The organism is Sphingomonas sp. SphC10 (genome assembly GCF_057004845.1).
Genome location: NZ_CM168044.1, coordinates 2,355,648 through 2,372,034 on the forward strand (window position 1 = coordinate 2,355,648; position 16,387 = coordinate 2,372,034).

Genomic DNA, 16,387 nt, shown 5'->3' on the forward strand with positions numbered 1-16,387 from the left:
CTGAACGGAGATTGGGGAGCTGGCCGCGCGCCCAAATGATCTCTGAACCCTCCGCGCCTCTGCGCGAACCAACCTCCTTCGCGCCCTCGCGTCTTTGCGCGAACCCAAACTACCGCGCCGCCCGCGTCGGCGCATGAAAGTCCGCCGGTTTCCCTGCAATCCACCGTAGGAACCGCGCCATCTCGGGATGCGCCCGCAACACCGCGAAGTCCGCGAACCCCCGCGCCAGTTCCCCATTGGAAAAGGTCGCATGGATGGTGCGATGGCAGATGGGATGGACGGGCACCGTCTCGCGGCCGCCTTCGCTCTTGGGAACGGGATGGTGCCATTCCACCTTCACCCCCAGCGGCCGATCGCACAGCGCGCAGGATCGCGCCGCGGGTTGCTGCTCGATCCGTTCGGCGGCGGCCACCAGCCCCGCCTTTCGCTTCACCCGTCCGACCATGCGCCCGATATGGGAAGAGTCACCCCATAAGAAAACGGGGTCCGGCATTGCTGCCGAACCCCGTCCTTTACGCCAACTGGATCCGAGAGGGATCAGAAGTGTGCGACAACACCCGCCATCGGACGGAAGGAGTGCGCGTTGTCGAAGGTCGAAACTTCCATACGCAGACGCAGACCCGAATTGCCGGTCAGGCCGCCCAGACCGATGTCCTTCGGGCCGACTTCGGCGCCGACGCCGTACACGGTCGCGTGATAGTCCCGCTTCAGGTCGCCAGCGACGCCTGGAGCGAAGTTGTGGAAGTTGTTCCAGCGATAGCCGACCTTGCCGTAGAACAGGCCGCTCTCACCTGCGCGGAAGCCCGCGCGGCCATAGGCGCCATACTGCCAGTCGATGTCACCCGACACACCCTTGGCGACCGCGCCTTCGGCACCGACGAACACCGGGCCCAGCGGCACATTGAAGCCAACGATACCCTCGACCAGCGCGCCGTCCAGGTTGTAGCCCTTGGGCTGCGTCGGGATGCCGGCAACCGTCTGGCGATCGAACTGCTCCCAACCACCCATGATCGCGACGTACGGCTCGATACCGAAGGCACGGGTGCCGTCGGGAGCGGTCGCGGTGTCGGCCGGGGCCGGAGCCGCGGTCGTCGTGTCGGTGGTGTTCATGTCCTGAGCCATGGCAGGCACGGCAACGAACGCGGCCGCCGCAGCGGCGACGAGGGAAAGCTTACGCATGTGAGATACCCTTCTCTTATTCTATGTGGGGCGGCGGATCGAACCGCTCAGCCCAGGCCCGCTTAACCGGCTAGACGCCCATGGGTTGCACGACATTTCAGATTTTTGATCGCCTTATCGCAACCTGTGGCACCAGGGACACAGTTCCTGTCACCTAGATGAACCAAATGCGGGCGGAATGGGGCAATGGCAGATTTCCGCCACTTTTCAGCCCGGTTTCCGCCAGCCATCATCAACGCTGAGCCAAGCAGCGTACGGAATCACCGGTGGGGCGTGTCAAAACAACCTCACCCCCCTTGCCGCGCAGGTCGTGACCGAATCCGGCATAGTGGATGCCGGACGCGGCGCGCTGCCCCTCCAGCCGCATCTCCAGATCGTCGCCGAAGCGCACCAACGCGCTGTCGTCGCGATTGTCGAAGCGCACCCAGAAACGGCTGCCATTCTCGCATTGGAAGGTCGTCGAGACCATCGGCGGCAGCGTCGAGGCAGCACGCGGATCGGGCATGGTCGAACAGCCGACCAGCACGATGCCGCCCGCCGCCAGCGCGACGGGAAGCCGGTTCATGGCCGCAGGGCGGTGTCGTCGGCGTCGTCGATATCGCCGTCGGCCACCGTGTCGTCCTCGAAATCCTCCTGAAGATCGTCTTCGTCGATATCCTCGGCATCCATGTCGACCGAGGCATCGCTGGTCCCGACCTCTTCGGAGTCCATGTCGAGTTCGTCGATCGGCTCGTCCTCGACGCTGTCGTCCCCCAGATCGGGTTCGATATCGGTCAGCAGCACGCCGTCGCTGGGGCCGTCGCGCGTTACCTCCAGGATTTCGGCACGCTGGCTCTCGTCATAGCCTTCTTCGTCCCAGCCATCGTCGCCGGGTCCCTGGCTCGGAACCTGATGTCCGCCCATCACTGCCTCCTCTTGAACTGTGGAGGGGGAACACGGGGGCGGGCCGGGCGGTTCCCGCGACCCGCGTCAGACACCCGTCAGGCGGGGCGGAACATCCGCCCGCGCTCGGTCGCGAAGACGAAGGCAAAGGCCGCGCATCCAGCGATCAGGAAACCCAGGGTCAGCGGCTGCGTCGTCCCGTCATAGGCCTGGCCGATGCCTGCGCCGATCAGCGAGCCGATGGTGACGCTGGTAAAGCCCTGCACGCTCGATGCGGTCCCGGCGATCCGCCCCATATTCTCCATCGCCATGGACGAGAAGTTGGAGGTCGCCAGACCGAAACACGCCATGGTGATCGCCTGGAGCACTGCGAAGACGATCAGCGACTCACCCCCGAAATGCGCGATGGCCAAGTGAATCGCCGACACGATGATCAGGATCGTGACCGAGCTGTGGCTGATCAGCCGCGTGCCCAGCCGCATGACGATCCGCGAGTTGAGCAGGTTCGCCGCTGCCATCGTGACCGAGGTCGTTGCGAAGATCAGCGCCAGCAGCTTCTCGCGACCGAAGGTCTGCGCCATGATCGGCTGCACCGAGTTCAGATAGCCATAGAGCGCCGCCATCAGCGCGGTCGCCGCCAGCGTATAGCCCAGCGACAGCCGGTCCCCAATCGTCTCGCGCCAGCCCCCGACGATGCGCGTCAGCGAGATGGGCAGCTGCGCCTCCACCGCCAGCGTCTCGGGCATCCGAAGCGAAAACCAGGCCAGGACCAGCGTGGCGAGGCCCGCGATCGTCCAGAAGATCAGTCGCCAATTGCCGAACAGCAGCACCAGCTCACCAAAGGCCGGCGCCAGGATCGGTACGATCATGAACACCATGAAGGCGATCGACATGACCTGCGCCATCGCGCGCCCGTGATAGCAGTCGCGGACCAGCGCCACCGTCGCCACCCGCGTCGCCGCGATCGCCGCCCCGGCACAGACCCGCGCGACCAGCAACAGGGTGAAGCTGCCCGCCACCGCCGACGCGCCATTGGCGATGATGTAGATGATGAGCGCGACGATCAGCACCCGCCGCCGCCCATAACGATCGGCCAGCGGCCCATGCACCAGCTGCGCCACACCGAAGCCGATCAGAAAGGCGGTAACGACGAACGCCCGCGCCGCGGGCGACGCGCCCAGCGACTCCCCGATGGCAGGCAGTGCGGGCAGCATCGAATCGATGCCCAGCGCCGTCAGCGCCATCAGCGCCGCGATCAGCAGGACGAACTCGACAAAGCCGATGGGCGCGCCGGGAGGCTCGGCGGTGACAGGCGTCACCGGATCAGCGGAACGGGATTCGGACATGATGCTTGTCCCATAGGGTGGATGGACGGAGAGGGGAACCGGGAAAGCGGCTCCGTTACCCTGCAAGATCTTTCCGACACAGCCATTCAGCCCCTCGACAGCTTGCGGGGGTCAGACCTGCACCCCAACTGTATTGATGCAACAGGACGCGTAAGGAGTTTACCGCCATGTCCATCCTGTCCCGCTCCCCCATCGCCCTCCCGCTGCTGGCGGCATTGGCGTTGTCGGCCTGCGATCGCCCGAACCAGGGTACGTCGATCACGGTGAACGGCTCGGATGGCGAAACGCTGGCGTCCGTCGACGGCAAGTCGGGGGAGGTGAAGCTGGCGCTGCCCGGCTTTTCCGGCGCGTTCAAGCTGCCCAAGGTGTCGATGGAGGCCGATAATTTCGAGCTGAACGGCGTGCATCTCTATCCCGGCTCGACGATCCGCAACGTCGATGTCGGCAATGGCCGCGACAAGGCGTTCACGATGACCTTCGACAGTCCGGCCGATCCGGCGACCGTGCGCGACTGGTTCCGCGACAAGATGGGCGAAGCCGACTTCACCCTCACCGATCAGGGCGGCGCGCTGGTCGGCAAGACGGCGGAGGAGAAATCCTTTCGCCTGGACCTGCGCCCCTCGGGCGGCGACCGATCGACGGGGACGATCACTTTAGGCGGTTGACTTACCCTGTTCGGGGATGACGGGCGCGTTATATAGGGGCCAGCCTATTCGATTTTATGGACATTTCGCCATGACCGACACCCGCTCCGCCGAGGTTCCGACGCTCAGCCTCGCCGACCAGGACCGTGACCCGGAGGGCTTTGCCGCCGCCTTGGGCGAATCGTTCGAGCGGTTCGGTTTCGCCATCGTCGCCGATCATGGCGTGCCCCCCGAACTGATCGACCGCGCCTGGGCGCAGACCAAGGCGCTGTTCGACCTGCCCGAGGAGGAGAAGCGCGGCTATCACGTCCCCGGCGGCGGCGGCGCGCGCGGCTATACCCCGTTCAAGACCGAGATCGCCAAGGACGCCAAGGTCGTCGACCTCAAGGAATTCTGGCATGTCGGCCGCGAACTGCCCGAGGGCCATGCTTATGCCGACCGGATGCCCGCCAATATCTGGCCCGACCGCCCGGAAGGGTTCCGCGCGGATTTCGTCGAACTGTTCTCGGCCTTCGATCGCGCGGGCGACCGGCTGCTGTCGGCCATTGCGCGACATCTGGAGCTGGACCCGAACTGGTTCGATTCCGCCGTAAAGGACGGCAATTCGGTCCTGCGCCTGCTCCACTATCCGCCGATCCCCGCCGATGCCGAGGGCGTGCGGGCGGGCGCGCATGAGGACATCAACCTCATCACCCTGCTGCTCGGGGCGGAGGAAGCGGGCCTCGAACTGCTCGACCGCGATTCGGGCGAGTGGCTGGCGATCCGCCCGCCCGAGGGCGCGATGGTGGTCAATGTCGGCGATATGTTGCAGCGGCTGACCAACCATGTCCTGCCTTCGACCACGCACCGGGTGGTCAACCCGCCGGTCGAGCGGCGCGGCTTCTCTCGCTATTCGATGCCCTTCTTCCTGCACCCGGCGCCGGACTTCCTGATCAAGACGCTGCCCGGCACGATCGGCGAAGGGCATCCGGATCGCTATCCGGAGCCGATCACGGCGCATGACTATCTGTTCGAGCGGCTGGTCGAGATCGGGTTGATCAAGAGGTAATTCAGGCGGATCGCCTGGGGCTTGCCCTCCCCCATCCCCTCCTGCCTGCGGGAGGGGAGCGGCTAGAACAGCGGTTTGAATTTAAATTGCCCCCCTCCCGCAAGCGGGAGGGGTTGGGGGAGGGCAAGGTGCCTCGCAGAGACCTTAACCCCCAACAATCACCCCAGAATATGCATCAGCAACGGCTGCCCGACCAAACTCTGGCTCCCGCGCAACCGCTCCAGCGCCTGCGCCACCGCGCGCTCCGGCCCCTCATGCGTCACGATCGCGATCATCACTCCGCCATCGGCCGCCTCGCCGCGCTGGATCAGGCTTTCGATCGACACCCCCGCATCGCGCATCGCGGCGGCGATCTCGGCCAGCACGCCAACCTTGTCCTGCACCGTGAACCGCAAGTAAGCCCGGCCGCGCCGCTCGCCGCTATCGGCCTTGGGCGCCGGGATCAGCTCATGCGCGGGCATGGCGAAGGATGCGCCATATTCGCCGCGCGCGATGTCGATCAGGTCGGCGACGACCGCGCTGGCGGTCGGGCCGTCGCCCGCACCCGCGCCCTGGAACAGCAACCGGCCGACGAAATTTCCCTCGGCCACGACTGCGTTGGTCGAGCCGGTGACATGCGCCAGCGGATGGTCGAGCGGCACCAGATGCGGATGCACCCGCTGGAACAGGCCGTTCGCTCCTTCCTCCGCCACGCCGACCAGGCGGACACGATAGCCAAGCGACGCCGCCTGCGCGATATCGGCGGCCAGTACATGGCGCACGCCGCCGATCGCGACGTCGCCGAACGCAGGCTGGGTGCCGAAAGCGATGGCGGCCAAGATCGACAGCTTGTGCGCCGCATCGACGCCATCGATGTCGAAGCTGGGGTCCGCCTCGGCATAACCCAGCGCCTGCGCTTCCGCCAAAACCTCGGCGAAGTCACGGCCTTCGGCTTCCATCTTCGACAGGATGAAATTGCAGGTGCCGTTGAGGATGCCATAGACGCGCGCGATGGCGTTGGCCGCCGCGCCCTCGCGAAGCCCCTTGATGACCGGGATGCCGCCCGCCACCGCCGCCTCGAATTTTAGCGCGGCGTTGGATTCCTCCGCCTTCTGCGCCAGTTCCAGCCCGTGATGCGCCAGCATCGCCTTGTTGGCGGTGACGAAGCCGCGCCCCGCCCCCAGCGCGGTGCGCGCCAGCGTCAGCGCGGGGCCGTCCGAACCGCCTATCAGTTCCACCACCACATCGGCATCCGGATGCGAGGCCAGCGCGGCGGTATCGTCCACCCATTCGAAGCGCGACAGGTCGACGCCACGATCCTTGGTCCGGTCACGCGCGGAGACGGCGACGATCTCGATCGGGCGACCGGCGCGCCGGGTAATCAGGTCACGGTTCGCATCGAGCAGGCGAATGACGCCGCCCCCCACCGTGCCCAGTCCCGCCAAAGCCACTCGCAAAGCATCGCCCATCGTCCAAATCCTGTATCCGGAGCGTTTGTTGAGTGCAGGCGGGTAGCGGATAGAAATGGTCGCTGTCGAGCCGGTCAGCGACCTTTTATTGCTCGATTGGCACCAAGTCGCTAAAGGCCGTCCATGATTTCCCCCGATTTCGTGGTCATCGACGTCGAAACCGCCTGTTCGCGGACCAGCAGCATCTGTCAGATCGGCATCGTCGGCTATGCCGCGGGCGTCGAAGTGCTGGCCTATGAGACGCTGGTCGATCCGTGCGACGAATTCAGCGCGTTCAACATCAATATCCACGGCATCACCGCCGATCATGTGCTGGGCAAGCCGACCTTCGCCGCGCTGCATCCCGAACTGGCCGGGCATCTGGCGGGACGGGTGACGGTGGCGCATTCGGGCTTCGACAAGGGCGCGCTGGGCCGCGCCTGCGAGCGCGACGCCCTGCCCCCGATCGCGGCGCGCTGGCTGGACAGCGTGACCATCGCCCGGCGGGCCTGGCCGGAATTGCCCAATCACAAGCTCAATACGCTGGCGGCCTTCCTGGAACTGGAGCACCGGCATCACGATGCGCTCAGCGATGCGCGCGCGGCGGGGCAGGTGGTGCTGCGCGCGATGGCCGCGACGGGCATGACTCTGGCCGACTGGTTCCTCCCGCCGCCGTCCGCGCGCTCTCGGCGGCAGGTCCGGCGCTGACCGGGAGTTGGTCAAGTCCTGAAGCGGACAGCTCCCCTCACCTTCAGGGGAGGGGTTTCGAGAGGGCGTCAGGGCTCCAGATGCCCCTGAGGCCCTGGTCCATCGAGCGCTATGGGGATGCGCTGACTCTTGTCGCGCTGCTTGTCGACCAGCTTGCTGATCCCGATCCGCACCTCGTTGGCGAGCATCAGCACGGGCGTAACCAGATCGAACCCCACCTGACATCCGCCTTGCCGCGCCGGACACGGGGTGGACGAGGCGGCCAGAGCCCCTGCCCCCGTCAGTTCGGGATTGGACGGCACTGGCCCGGTCGGCGGCTCATCGCCGAGTTGCGGAGCCCGGTCATCGGCCTGACGCCGCCCGCAGACGATGATGTCGGCCGCCGTCCCGCTCGAAGCCGGACAGGGATCGCGCGCCAGGATCGAGAAACGGCCGCCCTCGGGTGGCGGCGGGGGCACGGCGGGCGTCGCCTGCAAAGCGATCAGCAGCAGCGGGATCATAGCCTGTCTCCGGCCGTCATGGCGCGGGTTTGCGCAGGGTCGTGGTGCCGCCGCTGCCCCGGGCATTGGTGTCCATCGTCACCCCGGCAAAGCCGCCGCCGACCTGGAAGGGCGACAAATCCTTGACCGGCGTGCTCCGCGCAAGCAGCCGCGTCCGCTCCTCCATCACCCCTTCATGACGGGGATCGCCGGGCTCGGGCGATATCTCGAAGGGAATGCGGAAGCGGTCGGCATTGCGGCGGCCGCAGACGGTGATGTCGGTGGCGTTGGGATCATAGACGCAGCGCGTCTCGACACTGGTCAACCGGCGGGTCTTGGCCACGATGGTGTCGACCGAAGGTGGCGGCGCGTCTTCGCCCTGTGCCGACAGTCCCGCCATCACCATGACCAACATCGTCGCAAGCATGACGCTCTCCCGGCATCGCCAGCCCCTCTGCCTAAAGGCGGGGCCGGGTGCGATCATGCCGGATTTTCCAACCGACCGCCAGCGTCAGGTCCGATCGATATTCATGACCTGCCCACTTTTCTTCCCTCTCCCCTGGATAGGGGAGAGGGTTAGCGAAGCTTGCCAGCGTGCTGGCTAGCGCAGCTTGGGTGAGGGGTCGAGCGAGCCTCCGGCTCGCGCGCTCGCTTTCGCGAGCGCACACCCCTCACCCAGCTCCGACTAAGCCTTTGCTTTCGCAAAGACCAAGTCTGCGCAACCCTCTCCCCTCTGTGAGGGGCGAGGGAGGGATAGGCATAACCGAAAGGTCGATCTGCCGTAGCAGCACCCCGCTCCAGTCAGGGTTCGAGATGCCCCTGCGGCCCCGGCCCGTCGAGCGCGATCGGCACGCGCTGGCTCTTGTCGCGCCTCTTGTCGAACAGTTTGCTGATACCGATCCGCGCCTCGTTGGCGAGCATCAGCGCGGGCGTAACGACGTCGACCGGGGCGGCGCACCCCCTTTGGCTGGCCGCACAGGGCGTACCCTCGGCGCGTAACGCTCCGATGGCGGTCATTTCGGGATTGGAGGGGATCGCATGATCGGACGGCCCGCCCCGCAGCTCGGGTGCCCGGTCGCTTCCCGGTCGACGGCCACAGACCAGGATGTCCTGCCTTGCGTCCGCAGAAGTCGGGCAATCGGGCAGGAGGATCGAGACGCGCTCCCTTCCTTCCGACGGGGCGGCGGGGACCGCCTGCAGGGCGATCAGCAACAGGGGCAGCATCGGCGATCCTCCTCGGTCCGGCGATCCTAGCGCCTGCCGCTCCGGCTAATCAATTGCGGTGCGGAACAGCGTGCGCGGCTTGCTGGTGCAATATTTGTCGCCGACCACCGCGCAATAGGTGCCGTCATTGGCGAAAGCGCGCGCCTTGGAATCGATCGGCACGACATGGCTCGGCGCCAGGCGATAGGGCGAGGGACGCTTGCCGCCATGGCAGGTGGACAGGGTACAGGTCGGGGTCAGGCGCGGCAGGGTCATCCGCTGCTCCCCTTCGGCAACCGGAGCGGCCCATAGCAACAATAGCGGCACCATCGTCTTTCTCCCCTTTTGTACGCTGTCGATATTTGCCCTTCTTCTCAGTCCTGCCCGATCGGCGCGACGCCCAGGCGCGGAAGCTCGATGGCGGGGCAACGGTTCATCACGACCTTCAGCCCGGCAGCCTCGGCGCGCGCAGCGGCGGCCTCGTTGACGACGCCCAGTTGCAGCCAGACCGCCTTGGCCCCGATCGCGATCGCCTCGTCCACCACGTCGCCCGCTGCCTCGGACCGGCGGAAGATGTCGACGATATCGATGGGGTCGCCCAGCTGGCCCAGTTCGCGAAAGACGAATTCGCCGTGGACATGCTCGCCGGTGATTTGCGGATTGACCGGGATCACGCGATAGCCATGATCCTGCAGCCGCTTCATCACGCCGTAGGAGGGGCGGTCGGGCCGGTCCGACGCGCCGACCAGCGCGATGGTCCGCGCATTCGCCAGCAGGTCGCGAATATCGTCATCGGCGGTCAACGGCATCGGCTATCCCCTATTCGCCGCCGACCTTTCGACTAACGTTCGAAAAAGCGGCGGGTTATCGCGCCTTAACGCCCCGCCATGCTGCCGGTTTCATCACTGGCCGTCCAGCCAGTCCGCCACCCGCTCGGCCAGCGGCGCGAAGACCGTATCATCCTCGCCCGCCGCCGGAGGCTGCCCCGCATCGGAGGCGGTGCGGATCGCGATGGTCAGGGGCACCCGGCCCAGGAACGGGATGCCCAGCTCGACCGCCGCCGCCTCTGCCCCGCCCGATCCGAACGGGTCGGAGATGCCGCCGCAATGGGGGCAGCAATAGCCCGCCATATTCTCGACCAGACCGATGATCGGCACCCCCGCCTTGGTGAACAGGTCGATGGCGCGCCGCGCATCGATCAGCGCCAGGTCCTGCGGCGTCGAGACGATCACCGCGCCTGCCGGGCGATGCTTCTGCACCATGGTCAGCTGCACGTCGCCGGTGCCGGGCGGGAGGTCGAGGACCAGCAATTCCGTCGCGCCCCAATCGCCATCGACCAACTGGCTGAGCGCACCCGCCGCCATCGGCCCGCGCCATGCGATCGCCTTGTCCGGCTCGACCAGCTGGCCCATCGACAGCAGCGAGACGCCATACGGGGTCGGCACGGGTTGCAGCTTGCCGTCCTGCGCCACCGGCTTCACGCCCTCGGCCGCCATCAGGCGCGGTTGCGAGGGGCCATAGATATCGGCGTCGACCAGCCCGGTCTTGCGGCCAGCCCGCGCCAGCGCGATGGCGAGATTGGCCGACAGGGTGGACTTGCCCACCCCGCCCTTGCCGCTGGCGACCGCGATGATGCGACGCTCGCGCTTCTCGGCGGTCAGGACGACGCGGACATCCTCCGCCCCCGACTGGATCGCGGCGGCCTTCACCTCTTCCTCCAGCGCCTGGCGCCCCGCTCCGTCCAGGCCGGTGGCGTCGAGCACGACGCCGGCCCGCGCACCCTCCATCCGCACATTCGCGCGCTTGCCCGCCACTGCGGCGACCGCCGCCTTTACCGTCTCGATGATGCTCATGCGCGGCAGATAGGATGCGAAGCGCGGCTTGGCACTGTTTTTGTCGGCGAACCGTTCCTATAACGATGAACATGAGAAAGCTGACGGGCCGGTTTCAACGCCCCCCCATCCTAGCCGCCAACACGCCAAAGGGCCCCTGGGGCGGGTCCGGCGACGATCCCGATGGTGGTCCCCGCAATCCCTGGGCCGTTCCGCCGGGTGGCCGCAAGGCACCGGGCAAGCCCACCGCGCTGGATGAATTCATCCGCAAGGCGCGCGGATCGGGCGGGGGCGACCCCGGCGAGGGTCCGGGCGGCGGTTTCGGCGGCCTTCCCGGTGCGCCGGGCGGTCGCACGCTCTGGGCGATCGGCGCGGCGATCCTGATCGTCATCTGGCTGCTCTACACCTCGATCCACCCGATCGGCCCGCAGCAGCGCGGCGTCGTCACCTATTTCGGTCGCTATACCGGCATCCTCGAGCCGGGTATCCAGATCACCGCCCCCGCCCCGATCGCCAGCGTCCGGGTGCTGGACGTGCAGAAGATCCGTACCGAGAATTTCCCCGAAGGCTCGGGTGAGAATCTGGTGCTGACCAGCGACCAGAACATCATCGACCTGACCTATTCGGTGCGCTGGGACATCGCCAATCCGCGCGACTATGCCTTCCGTCTGGCCCAGCCGCAGGAAACCGTGCGCGCGGCGGCCGAAAGCGCGATGCGGGCGGTGATCGCCGACACCTCGCTCGACCAGGCGCTGGGTTCAGGGCGTACCGGCATCGAACAGCGGGTGCAGGAACTGACCCAGTCGATCCTGAACGAATATCGCGCGGGCGTGCGGATCCAGGGCGTCGCCATCAAGCAGGCCGCCCCGCCGCAGCAGATCGTCGACGACTTCAACAAGGTGACGGTGGCGCAGCAGCGCGCGGTCGCCGACGTCAACCAGGCGCGTTCCTATGCGCAGCAGGTGGTGGCCCGTGCGCAGGGCGAGGCGGCGCAGTTCGACAAGGTGTACGAACAATATCGCCTGGCCCCCGAAGTGACCCGCCGCCGCATGTATTACGAGACCATGGAGGCCGTGCTGGCCAAGTCGGACAAGACCATCGTCGAGACGCCGGGCGTCGTGCCCTATCTGCCGCTGTCCAAGGGCCAGGCCAGGCCGCTGCCGCCCGAGATCACCGCGACGGCTCCGGCCACGCCGCCTGCCGCTTCTGCGCAGGCCGGTTCGGAACAGGGAGGCGGCCAGTGAACGGCCTGACCGCACGCAACCCGATCGTGCTGGGCGTCGCCCTGCTGATCGCGGTCATCATCGCCGCCTCGACCTTCTCGATCGTGCCGGAAACCCGGCAGGCGGTCGTCTATCGGTTCGAGCAGCCGCGCCGGGTGGTCAATGGCTATCGGCCCGGCGAGGAACTGGGCGACAGCGGCGCAGGCCTGATCGCGCGCATTCCCTTCGTCGACCGCATCGTCTGGGTCGACAAGCGCGTGCTCGACCTCGACCTGGAAAAGACCCAGGTGCTGTCGACCGATCAGCTGCGCATGAATGTCGATGCCTTTGCCCGCTTCCGCGTGATCGACCCGCGCCGCATGCTGGCGACGGCGGGCAGCGTCGACGGCGTCATCAACCAGCTCCGCCCGATCTTCGGCTCGGCGCTGCGCAACGAACTGGGCAAGCGGCGTTCGTCCGAGCTGCTCAGCCCCGAGCGCGGCCAGGTGATGGACGCGATCCAGGTCCGCCTCGACCGCATCGCGCGCCAATATGGCGTCCAAATCGTCGATGTGCGCATCAAGGAGGCCGAGCTGCCGCCAGGCACGCCGCTGCAAAGCGCGCTCGCCCGGATGCAGACCGCGCGCCAGCAGGAGGCGATCACCATCGCCGCGCAAGGGCAGAAGCAGGCACAGATCGTCCGCGCCGATGCCGACGCCCAGGCCGCGCAAATCTATGCCCAGGCGTTCGGCAAGGATGCCAATTTCTACGATTTCTATCGGGCCATGCAGTCCTATCGCCATACCTTCGGCGCGGACGGCTCGAACCAGGAACGTGGGGCCACGCAGATCATTCTGTCGCCCGAGAACAGCTATTTGAAGGAATTCACCGCGCCGGGCCGATAGGTGGACAATCCACCTTTCCGCTCGTTCATATTCAAGCGTCGTTCAGCCAAACCGTGGCAAATAGGTCACGGTCAAACTGAATTTTCTTTGAGAGGACCCTAGCCCAGTGCGCTACGCCTACGCCATTACCAGTGCGCTCCTCCTCGGTGGTGCGACCGCGACCCTGGCCCTTCAGCCCGGCACCGCCCAAGTCGCGCAGAACGAACCCGGCGCGATCCAGGCGGTCGCCCCGCGCGCCGGCGCGCCGATGAGCTTTGCCGACATGGTCGCCAAGCTCCAGCCCGCCGTCGTCAACATCTCGACCAAGCAGTCGATCACCGTGAAGCAACAGGCGAACCCGTTTGCCGGTACGCCGTTTGAGGGCTTTTTCGGCCAGTTCGGCGGCCAGGCCGGGCCGCAGCCGCAGAAGCGTGAAGGCGCCTCGCTGGGTTCGGGCTTCCTGATCTCGCCCGACGGCTATATCGTCACCAACAACCACGTCATCGCGCCGGGCGCACAGGGTGCGTCGGTCGATTCGATCACCGTCACGCTGAGCGACCGCAAGGAATATACCGCCAAGGTCGTCGGCCGCGACGAGACCTCCGACCTCGCGGTTCTGAAGATCGACGGCAAGAGCCTGCCCTTCGTCCGCTTCGGCGACTCGGCGCGGGCGCGGCCGGGCGACTGGGTGCTGGCCATCGGCCAGCCCTTCGGCCTGTCGAGCACCGTGACCGCGGGCATCATCTCGGCGATCCACCGCGTAACTGGCCTGGGCTCCAACGATCGCTTCATCCAGACCGATGCCGCGATCAATCAGGGCAATTCGGGCGGCCCGATGTTCGACATGAACGGCAATGTGATTGGCATCAACAGCCAGATCTATTCGCAGTCGGGCGGCAATATCGGCATCGGCTTCGCCATCCCGGCGGAGGACGCCAAGCCGATCGTCGAGCGCCTGATGAAGGGCCAGAAGATCGAGCGCGGCTATCTGGGCGTGCAGATTGGCGGGCCGGTCAATGACGACGTCGCCGCCTCGCTGGGCGTGCCCAAGGGCCAGGGCGAGATCATCGCCAAGGTCGAGCCGAACGGCCCCGCCGCCAAGGCCGGTCTGAAGGCGTTCGACGTCGTGACCAAGGTCAACGGCCAGTCGGTGACGCCCGAGCAGACCCTGTCCTATCTGATCGCGAACGTGCCGCCGGGCGGCCGCGTCCAGCTGGAAGTGCTGCGCGGCGGCAAGCCCGTATCGGTGACCGCGACCGCCGCGACCCGTCCATCGAACGACGAACTGCGCTCGACCATGGGTGACGGCTCCGACGCCTTCCCCGACGATGACGATGATGCGCAGACCACGCCGGCGGCCGGTGGCGGCCTGGGCCTGTCGGTCCAGGTGCTGACCCCCGCGATCGCGCGGGCGATCAATGTCGACCCGACGACCCAAGGCGTGGTGATCGCAGCGGTCGATCCGTCGAGCGATGCCGCCGCCAAGCTGAAGCGCGGCGATGTCATCACGGCAGTCAACGGTGCGCCGGTGCGCAGCGCCGCCGATCTCCAGCAGATCGTCGCCGCCGCCAAAGCCGCGGGCCGTCCGCAGGTGCTGGCGCAGATCACCCGCGGTAAGATCGCTGGCGCGCTGATCCCGCTGCGGATCAAGTAATCCGTCAGCCTTGACGGGCCGGTAAAAAAGGCCGTCGCATCCCAAGGATGTGGCGGCCTTTTGCTATTCCCGTCCCCGTTCACGGCGATACAATGCGTGCCATGGATGGCATCTTCATCGGCATGGGTGGCGGCAAGCCACAGGCGATCGACCTCAAGCGCGCGAACCGGCACGGCCTGATCGCGGGCGCGACCGGCACCGGCAAGACGGTGACGCTCCAGACGATGGTCGAGGGGTTCTCGCGTGCCGGGGTGCCCAGCTTCGTTGCCGATGTGAAGGGCGACCTGTCGGGCCTGGGCCTCGCCGGATCGGCGATGGGCAAGACGCACGCCGCCTTCTCCGCGCGCGCCGCCGAACTGGGCATGACCGACTGGGCCTATGACGCGGCACCCGTGCAGTTCTGGGACCTGTTCGGCACGCAGGGCCATCCCGTGCGCGCCACCGTGTCGGAGATGGGGCCGCTGCTGCTCGCCCGCATGATGGGCCTGAACGAGACTCAGGAGGGCGTGCTGACCATCGCCTTTCATGTCGCGGACAAGGAAGGGCTGCTGCTCCTCGACTTGGACGATCTCCAGGCGATGCTGGCCGAATGCGCCGCGCGAGCGGACGAGCTGACCACCACCTATGGCAATGTCTCGAAACAGTCGGTCGGCGCGATCCAGCGCGCGCTGCTCCAGTTGCGCACGCAAGGGGGCGAGCATTTCTTCGGCGAACCCGCCCTCGAACTGTCCGACCTGATCGCCACGGACGATTCGGGGCGCGGCGTCGTCAACATCCTCGCCGCCGATCAGTTGATGGCCAGCCCCAAGCTCTACGCCACCTTTCTGCTCTGGCTGTTGTCCGAACTGTTCGAGCAGCTTCCCGAGATCGGCGACCCCGACAAACCCAAGCTCGTCTTCTTCTTTGACGAGGCGCATCTGTTGTTCGACGACGCGGCGCCCGCGCTGATCGACACGATCGAGCGCGTCGTGCGGCTGATCCGGTCCAAGGGCGTGGGCGTCTATTTCATCACCCAGAACCCGATCGATGTGCCCGACAAGATCGCCGGTCAGCTGGGCAACCGCGTGCAGCACGCGCTGCGTGCCTTCACGCCGCGCGATCAGGCGGCGGTGCGCTCGGCGGCGGAGACGTTCCGCGCCAATCCCGGCGTCGATGTCGCCACCGCCATCACCGAGTTGAAGGTCGGCGAGGCGCTGGTCTCACTGCTTCAGCCCGATGGCTCCCCCTCGCCCGTCGAGCGCACGCTGATCGCCCCGCCGCGCAGCCGGGTCGGCCCCGCGGCGCCGGAGGAACGCAAGATCCTGATCGAGACCGACGCGGTCGGTGCGAAATACGACCAGGCGGTCGACCGCGAATCGGCCGAGGAACTGCTCGCCGCCAAGACCCAGGAAGCCGCCGCGGCCGCCGCCGAGGCGAAGGCGGCGACCGAGGCCGACAAGCAGGCGGCGCAACAGGCGAAGGCGGACGCGAAGGCCGCCAAGGAGGCCGAACGCGCCCGCATCGCCGAACAGCGCGCGGCGGCCAACTCCCCCTGGGCCAAGATGGCGAGCAGCGCGGCCCGCTCGGCCAGTTCCTCGATCGGGCGACAGGTGGCCAACGAGATCGGCAAGCAGGTATTCGGCGGCGGATCGCGGCGGCGATCGAGCAATGCAGGCGGCGGAATCGTCGGGGCGGTGGTGCGCGGGGTGCTGGGGAATTTGTTTCGGGGGTAACGGTTTCTAACCCCCACCCTCACCCTTCCCACCCGCTATCGCGGGTGGGCCCCTTCCCTCCCCCGGTGGGAGAGGGGGAGTGAGGGGACCTATAAAGCGCTTCTCTCCCCCTCTACTTCCAACCTCCGTTCAGCCTGAGCGCAGTCGAAGGCCACGGGAATCCACTCGCTCCAAGCGCGCACCCCGG

Annotated in this window: 19 protein-coding genes; 7 read left to right on the forward strand and 12 right to left on the reverse strand. The window is 67.0% G+C overall.

The genetic code is table 11. From position 1 onward, the window contains the following. Positions 1–109 precede the first annotated feature (109 nt). From ACWKSV_RS10730 to ACWKSV_RS10750, 5 genes are all read right to left on the reverse strand, one after another. Positions 110–445, reverse strand: coding sequence for an HNH endonuclease (locus ACWKSV_RS10730; protein WP_237243444.1), 336 nt, complete (start codon positions 443–445; stop codon positions 110–112). A 92-nt stretch (positions 446–537) separates the two neighbouring features. Then, a complete protein-coding gene (locus ACWKSV_RS10735; protein ID WP_076717510.1) occupies positions 538–1,179 on the reverse strand; it encodes an opacity protein in 642 nt (213 codons plus the stop codon). A gap of 232 nt (positions 1,180–1,411) precedes the next feature. Then, the gene (locus tag ACWKSV_RS10740; protein WP_076717512.1) at positions 1,412–1,744 is read right to left on the reverse strand and encodes an MliC family protein; all 333 of its coding nucleotides are present in this window, start codon (positions 1,742–1,744) and stop codon (positions 1,412–1,414) included. After that, complete coding sequence (locus ACWKSV_RS10745) at positions 1,741–2,082, reverse strand: hypothetical protein (protein WP_056436720.1); 342 nt, start codon at positions 2,080–2,082, stop codon at positions 1,741–1,743. The genes ACWKSV_RS10740 and ACWKSV_RS10745 overlap by 4 nt, the downstream gene beginning before the upstream one ends. A gap of 77 nt (positions 2,083–2,159) precedes the next feature. Next, positions 2,160–3,407: a multidrug effflux MFS transporter gene (locus ACWKSV_RS10750; protein WP_076717514.1), complete on the reverse strand. Its 1,248-nt coding sequence runs from the start codon at positions 3,405–3,407 to the stop codon at positions 2,160–2,162. Between the two features lie 167 nt (positions 3,408–3,574). Here ACWKSV_RS10750 and ACWKSV_RS10755 point away from each other — a divergent pair, with 167 nt between their 5' ends. Next, entirely contained in the window at positions 3,575–4,072 is a 498-nt protein-coding gene (locus tag ACWKSV_RS10755) for a hypothetical protein (protein ID WP_076717516.1), read from the forward strand. A 70-nt stretch (positions 4,073–4,142) separates the two neighbouring features. Next, positions 4,143–5,099 (forward strand): isopenicillin N synthase family dioxygenase, encoded by a 957-nt coding sequence (locus tag ACWKSV_RS10760; RefSeq protein ID WP_076717518.1) that lies wholly within the window; start codon positions 4,143–4,145, stop codon positions 5,097–5,099. A 158-nt stretch (positions 5,100–5,257) separates the two neighbouring features. On the opposite strand, the gene ACWKSV_RS10765 is transcribed toward ACWKSV_RS10760, so the two are convergent. Further along, a complete protein-coding gene (locus ACWKSV_RS10765) occupies positions 5,258–6,547 on the reverse strand; it encodes a homoserine dehydrogenase (protein ID WP_076717520.1) in 1,290 nt (429 codons plus the stop codon). Positions 6,548–6,670: 123 nt separating this feature from the next. On the opposite strand from ACWKSV_RS10765, the gene ACWKSV_RS10770 reads away from it, so the two are divergent. Further along, positions 6,671–7,234, forward strand: a complete 564-nt coding sequence (locus tag ACWKSV_RS10770) for a 3'-5' exonuclease (protein WP_076717522.1) — start codon at positions 6,671–6,673, stop codon at positions 7,232–7,234. 68 nt (positions 7,235–7,302) lie between these two features. Here ACWKSV_RS10770 and ACWKSV_RS10775 read toward each other — a convergent pair whose 3' ends face one another. The 6 genes from ACWKSV_RS10775 to ACWKSV_RS10800 all read right to left on the reverse strand — a co-directional run bounded on the left by ACWKSV_RS10775 (position 7,303) and on the right by ACWKSV_RS10800 (position 10,769). After that, positions 7,303–7,734, reverse strand: coding sequence for a hypothetical protein (locus tag ACWKSV_RS10775; RefSeq protein WP_076717524.1), 432 nt, complete (start codon positions 7,732–7,734; stop codon positions 7,303–7,305). Between the two features lie 16 nt (positions 7,735–7,750). Further along, the gene (locus ACWKSV_RS10780) at positions 7,751–8,140 is read right to left on the reverse strand and encodes a hypothetical protein (RefSeq protein WP_076717526.1); all 390 of its coding nucleotides are present in this window, start codon (positions 8,138–8,140) and stop codon (positions 7,751–7,753) included. A 374-nt stretch (positions 8,141–8,514) separates the two neighbouring features. Then, the gene (locus ACWKSV_RS10785) at positions 8,515–8,937 is read right to left on the reverse strand and encodes a hypothetical protein (RefSeq protein ID WP_076717528.1); all 423 of its coding nucleotides are present in this window, start codon (positions 8,935–8,937) and stop codon (positions 8,515–8,517) included. 45 nt (positions 8,938–8,982) lie between these two features. Further along, positions 8,983–9,246, reverse strand: a complete 264-nt coding sequence (locus ACWKSV_RS10790; RefSeq protein ID WP_156361221.1) for a hypothetical protein — start codon at positions 9,244–9,246, stop codon at positions 8,983–8,985. Between the two features lie 44 nt (positions 9,247–9,290). After that, positions 9,291–9,725 (reverse strand): CoA-binding protein, encoded by a 435-nt coding sequence (locus tag ACWKSV_RS10795; RefSeq protein ID WP_076717530.1) that lies wholly within the window; start codon positions 9,723–9,725, stop codon positions 9,291–9,293. A 93-nt stretch (positions 9,726–9,818) separates the two neighbouring features. Beyond that, the gene (locus ACWKSV_RS10800; RefSeq protein WP_076717532.1) at positions 9,819–10,769 is read right to left on the reverse strand and encodes an Mrp/NBP35 family ATP-binding protein; all 951 of its coding nucleotides are present in this window, start codon (positions 10,767–10,769) and stop codon (positions 9,819–9,821) included. A gap of 71 nt (positions 10,770–10,840) precedes the next feature. Between ACWKSV_RS10800 and hflK the strand changes: the two genes are divergently transcribed. From hflK to ACWKSV_RS10820, 4 genes are all read left to right on the forward strand, one after another. Continuing rightward, the gene (gene hflK / locus ACWKSV_RS10805) at positions 10,841–11,992 is read left to right on the forward strand and encodes a protease modulator HflK (RefSeq protein ID WP_076718426.1); all 1,152 of its coding nucleotides are present in this window, start codon (positions 10,841–10,843) and stop codon (positions 11,990–11,992) included. Continuing rightward, the gene (gene hflC / locus ACWKSV_RS10810) at positions 11,989–12,855 is read left to right on the forward strand and encodes a protease modulator HflC (RefSeq protein ID WP_172839694.1); all 867 of its coding nucleotides are present in this window, start codon (positions 11,989–11,991) and stop codon (positions 12,853–12,855) included. Before hflK ends, hflC begins: the two co-directional genes overlap by 4 nt. A 106-nt stretch (positions 12,856–12,961) precedes the next feature. After that, positions 12,962–14,488: a Do family serine endopeptidase gene (locus ACWKSV_RS10815; protein ID WP_076717534.1), complete on the forward strand. Its 1,527-nt coding sequence runs from the start codon at positions 12,962–12,964 to the stop codon at positions 14,486–14,488. Positions 14,489–14,589: 101 nt separating this feature from the next. Beyond that, positions 14,590–16,200, forward strand: coding sequence for a helicase HerA-like domain-containing protein (locus ACWKSV_RS10820; RefSeq protein ID WP_156884393.1), 1,611 nt, complete (start codon positions 14,590–14,592; stop codon positions 16,198–16,200). Positions 16,201–16,387: the final 187 nt, after the last annotated feature.

Excerpts from the sequence above, each read along its gene's own strand:
- ACWKSV_RS10730 (WP_237243444.1), bottom strand. The coding sequence starts at position 445 with ATGGTCGGACGGGTGAAGCGAAAGGCGGGGCTGGTGGCCGCCGCCGAA.
- ACWKSV_RS10735 (WP_076717510.1), bottom strand. The coding sequence starts at position 1,179 with ATGCGTAAGCTTTCCCTCGTCGCCGCTGCGGCGGCCGCGTTCGTTGCC.
- ACWKSV_RS10740 (WP_076717512.1), bottom strand. The coding sequence starts at position 1,744 with ATGAACCGGCTTCCCGTCGCGCTGGCGGCGGGCGGCATCGTGCTGGTC.
- ACWKSV_RS10745 (WP_056436720.1), bottom strand. The coding sequence starts at position 2,082 with ATGGGCGGACATCAGGTTCCGAGCCAGGGACCCGGCGACGATGGCTGG.
- ACWKSV_RS10750 (WP_076717514.1), bottom strand. The coding sequence starts at position 3,407 with ATGTCCGAATCCCGTTCCGCTGATCCGGTGACGCCTGTCACCGCCGAG.
- ACWKSV_RS10755 (WP_076717516.1), top strand. The coding sequence starts at position 3,575 with ATGTCCATCCTGTCCCGCTCCCCCATCGCCCTCCCGCTGCTGGCGGCA.
- ACWKSV_RS10760 (WP_076717518.1), top strand. The coding sequence starts at position 4,143 with ATGACCGACACCCGCTCCGCCGAGGTTCCGACGCTCAGCCTCGCCGAC.
- ACWKSV_RS10765 (WP_076717520.1), bottom strand. The coding sequence starts at position 6,547 with ATGGGCGATGCTTTGCGAGTGGCTTTGGCGGGACTGGGCACGGTGGGG.
- ACWKSV_RS10770 (WP_076717522.1), top strand. The coding sequence starts at position 6,671 with ATGATTTCCCCCGATTTCGTGGTCATCGACGTCGAAACCGCCTGTTCG.
- ACWKSV_RS10775 (WP_076717524.1), bottom strand. The coding sequence starts at position 7,734 with ATGATCCCGCTGCTGCTGATCGCTTTGCAGGCGACGCCCGCCGTGCCC.
- ACWKSV_RS10780 (WP_076717526.1), bottom strand. The coding sequence starts at position 8,140 with ATGCTTGCGACGATGTTGGTCATGGTGATGGCGGGACTGTCGGCACAG.
- ACWKSV_RS10785 (WP_076717528.1), bottom strand. The coding sequence starts at position 8,937 with ATGCTGCCCCTGTTGCTGATCGCCCTGCAGGCGGTCCCCGCCGCCCCG.
- ACWKSV_RS10790 (WP_156361221.1), bottom strand. The coding sequence starts at position 9,246 with ATGGTGCCGCTATTGTTGCTATGGGCCGCTCCGGTTGCCGAAGGGGAG.
- ACWKSV_RS10795 (WP_076717530.1), bottom strand. The coding sequence starts at position 9,725 with ATGCCGTTGACCGCCGATGACGATATTCGCGACCTGCTGGCGAATGCG.
- ACWKSV_RS10800 (WP_076717532.1), bottom strand. The coding sequence starts at position 10,769 with ATGAGCATCATCGAGACGGTAAAGGCGGCGGTCGCCGCAGTGGCGGGC.
- hflK (WP_076718426.1), top strand. The coding sequence starts at position 10,841 with ATGAGAAAGCTGACGGGCCGGTTTCAACGCCCCCCCATCCTAGCCGCC.
- ACWKSV_RS10820 (WP_156884393.1), top strand. The coding sequence starts at position 14,590 with ATGGATGGCATCTTCATCGGCATGGGTGGCGGCAAGCCACAGGCGATC.